The 4,137-nt window shown below is 44.6% G+C and carries 3 protein-coding genes; all 3 read left to right on the forward strand.

The features are described 5' to 3' along the window. Nucleotides 1-74: 74 nt before the first annotated feature. Nucleotides 75-2,540 carry a TonB-dependent receptor gene (locus JWQ85_RS03010; protein WP_299463732.1) on the forward strand — a complete coding sequence of 822 codons (2,466 nt, stop codon included), beginning with the start codon at nt 75-77 and terminating at the stop codon, nt 2,538-2,540. A 10-nt stretch (nt 2,541-2,550) separates the two neighbouring features. Continuing rightward, entirely contained in the window at nt 2,551-3,192 is a 642-nt protein-coding gene (gene pnuC, locus JWQ85_RS03015; RefSeq protein ID WP_299463735.1) for a nicotinamide riboside transporter PnuC, read from the forward strand. Next, on the forward strand, nt 3,189-4,137 hold a 949-nt coding region (locus tag JWQ85_RS03020; protein WP_299463738.1), incomplete at its 3' end, for an acyl-CoA dehydrogenase. The genes pnuC and JWQ85_RS03020, both read left to right, overlap by 4 nt.

Consider the following 4,137-nt stretch of genomic DNA (forward strand, 5'->3'; position numbering starts at 1 on the left):
AGGTAACAAGTTAAGTGTACTGCCATTATACCCTGGTGAGCAGATGGTTTAACTAATTTATTGTTTAACAAAAATTGAAAAATTTATTCACGGCGCTTATCGCCCTGCTGCTGCCTGTTTTGGCATCGGCTCAATTTTCCATCAGCGGGAAAATCACTAATCAGGCCGGCGAAGCTTTGCCCGGCGCAACCGTAAGTATAAGCAGTCCGGCTATTAATACACAAACAGATGTAAGGGGCAGCTACCAAATTGCCGATTTGCCCAGTGGTACTTACACCGTTAAAGCCAGCTACATAGGCTATCAGGTAACCACCCAAACCATTACTTTAAAAGGCAACCATACGCTTAACATAGCACTTACAAACGCCACGTTCAGCGCCGAGGAGGTTACGGTAACCGCTACCCGCGCGGGCAAAAACTCGCCAACAGCATTTACCAACTTAAGCAAGAAGGACCTGCAAAAAAACAATTTTGGGCAGGATATGCCCTATTTGTTAAACCAAACCCCATCGGTAGTGGTAAGCTCTGATGCCGGTGCCGGTGTGGGCTATACCGGGATCCGCATCCGTGGCAGTGATGGCACAAGGGTGAACGTTACGGTTAATGGTATCCCTTTAAACGATGCCGAAAGCCAGGGCTCGTACTTTATAGACCTGCCCGATCTGGCATCGTCAGTTAATAATATACAGGTGCAGCGTGGCGTAGGTACATCAACTAACGGCGCGGGCGCTTTTGGGGGCAGTATCAACATACAAACTGCTACCCGCCGCGATACAGGTTTTGCAGAGATCAACACAACCGCGGGCTCATACAATACCATTAAAAATACGGTAAGCATGGGCACAGGTTTATTGGGAGGGCATTTTAGTGTAGATGGCCGCCTGTCAAGGATTAAATCTGACGGGTATATTGACCGCGCATCGTCCGACCTGAAATCGTTTTTTGTGAGCGGTGCTTACTATGGTAAAAACAGTACGTTGAGATTAAATGTGTTTTCGGGTATCGAGCGTACCTACCAGGCATGGAACGGGGTTCCTGATTATGTGATCAACGATAATACCATCCCAAACAACCGTACCTATAACGAACTGGGCTTAATGCCCGATGGTACTTATTATAAAGACCAGGTAGATAATTATCAGCAAAACCACTATCAGTTATTGTACGATCAAAAACTGTCTGATAAATTATCGTTTAGCGGCGCCCTGCATTACACCAAAGGCTTTGGCTATTATGAAGAGTATAAGAACAACGCGAAGGTAACCGACTATGGCTTAACCCCTGTGGTTGTTGGCGATTCTACTATTACCAATACCAACCTGGCCCGCCGCCTTTGGTTAAATAACGATTTTTATGGCGTAACCTATGCTTTAAAATATCAGGCAAAAAGCAACCTTAACTTTACTTTAGGTGGTGCTTATAACCGCTATACCGGCGCGCATTACGGCAATATTATTTATACCCAACAAGACGCGGGCATTCCACCCAACTATGAATACTATCGTGATGATGCCGAAAAAAGCGACTTTAACATATTTGGCCGCGGCGAATACAAATTAGGTGATGTAACCCTGTTTGCCGACCTGCAATACCGCCGTATTTATTACTCTTTCCTTGGGTTCGACAGAAACCTGAATAACGTACAGCAAAACGCTACGCTTAACTTTTTTAATCCCAAGGCTGGTATAACTTACGAGCTGGATGAGCATAATAACATTTATGCATCATTCGCGGTAGGTAACCACGAGCCTAACCGGGATGATTATACCAACTCTACCCCGGCCAGCAGGCCTAAGCCCGAAAATTTGAAAGATTTTGAAGCAGGTTATCGTACCAGCGGCGATGTATTTAAAGGAGGCATTAACCTGTTTTATATGTTGTATAAAAACCAGTTGATATTAACAGGTGCCTTAAACGATGTAGGCTCGGCAACACGTATGAATGTTGATAACAGCTACAGAGCAGGTATTGAATTTGACGGGCGGGTTAAAATAACAAACCAGTTAAGCTGGGCGGCCAATGCTACTATCAGTACTAATAAAATTAAGGACCTGAACCGGACATTAGCCAGCTACGATGCTGATTTTAATCCGTTGCCATCGGTAGTGCAGTCTTTTAAAAAGACCAACATCGCGTTTTCGCCATCATTAATAGCCGGGAGCGAGATCGCTTATTCGCCTATAAAAAATGGCAGCATTGCCTTTGTAAGCAAATATGTGAGCAAACAATACCTGGATAATACAAGCAACATTAACCCCACAGGTATTACAACCTCGCCGGATGTGGCAAACAACCCATACGCGGTTAACCGGTATTTAAAAGCATATTTTGTAAACGATGTGAGGCTGAGCTATAACTTCAGCACCAAAGCCATCAAGAATATCGGCATAGGTTTACTGGTTAACAATGTTTTCAGTAAAAAATACGAGGCAAACGGTGCTACCTATCCGGAAGTGGATGGCGGGACGCTGGTAAACTACAATTACTATTTCCCGCAGGCAACGCGCAATTTCCTGGCATCGCTTAATTTAAGCTTTTAACCCTGTAGCTATGCAAAATTGGATAGACCTGTTCATGGAACAGGTAAAAGCTACCACATGGCTGGAGTGGACGGCCGTGCTGTTGGGCATAGCCGAAGTATTACTTGCCAAGGCTAATAAAGTGTGGCTATACCCAACGGGTATAGTCGCTACTTTAATTTCTATTTACCTGTTGCTTCATGTAGATCTTTATGCCGAATGCCTGCTGAGCTGCTATTATGTAGTAATGAGCTTTTATGGCTGGTACCATTGGGTAAAAAAACGAAACGAACCGCCTGTAAAAGTATCGTATGCCAACCGGCAGGAATGGATAGTTACCCTGCTGATTGTTTTTGTTGGCTGGGGTGTACTTTACCTGTTGCTCATCAATTTCACAAAGTCAACCGTACCGGTTTGGGATTCATGGGTATCATCAACCGCATGGGCGGGTATGTGGCTTTTGGCCCGGCGCAAAATAGAAAACTGGGTGTTGCTTAATGTAAGCAACCTGTTTGCCGTACCCCTGCTGTTCCACAAAAACCTGGCGCTTTTTGCATTGCTTACGGCGTTTTTGTTTGTAGTAGCCATATTTGGTTACCTGGACTGGCGAAAGATCATTAAAGAAGAACGGTTAAAAGAAGAACAATTATTAATTAATGTGGAGTTAGTATGAAACAAACAGATCATCCATCATTAATGATGCAGCCCCACTGGGTTGAAATTATACGCAATAACGCGGCCGAAGCAGAGCAATTAGGCAAACTGAATGAAGCGCAACTGGCTTTGGTGTACGAGCAGCAATGGTTTAACCTAGTATCGCCTATTGAATATGGCGGCTTACAAAGGTCACTGCCCCGGCTTGTAAAAATAGAAGAGGCCTTAAGCTGGGCCGATGGCAGCCTGGGTTGGGTGGTTACTTTATGCTGTGGTGCCGGCTGGTTTGGCGGTTTTCTTAACCCACAAATTGCTAAACAAATATACCAGGATCCTAAAGTATGTTTAGCGGGCAGCGGTGCACCTACAGGCACGGCAACTATTTCTGGCGATGGCTATATGATAAATGGCAGCTGGATGTACGCCAGCGGTGTGCATCATGCTACCTATATTACAGTTAACTGTAATATAATGGATGGCGATAAAGCTGTTATGAATGCCGATGGTACGCAACTGATATTACCATTTGTATTGGATAGAAAAGATGTAGAGCTGCTATCCGGCTGGAAATATATAGGTATGATAGCAACTGGCAGCGATGCTTATAAGGTTGAAGATTTATATGTAGATAGCAACCGTTGTTTTAAAATTGACGCGACAGCCGCAGTAATTGATGCGGCTTTATACAGCTATCCGTTTTTTCAACTGGCCGAAGCTACATTGGCCGCGAATATATCTGGCCTGGCAGTGCATTTTACCGATCTGTGTGTACCGGCTTTTGCAAATAAGGCAACCAATATCCGACGCGTAAACCAGGCAAATGTTTTGGTGATGGACGAAGCACTGCAATCGGCAACGGCATTATTAAACCAGGCCCGTGCAAGTTTTTTTGAAGCGGTTGAAGCCTCATGGAATGAACCCGGGAAAGAAGAATTATTAAATGCGGTTAGCCGCACCAGCAGGG

This window comes from Mucilaginibacter sp., from assembly GCF_028288105.1.
GTDB lineage: Bacteria > Bacteroidota > Bacteroidia > Sphingobacteriales > Sphingobacteriaceae > Mucilaginibacter.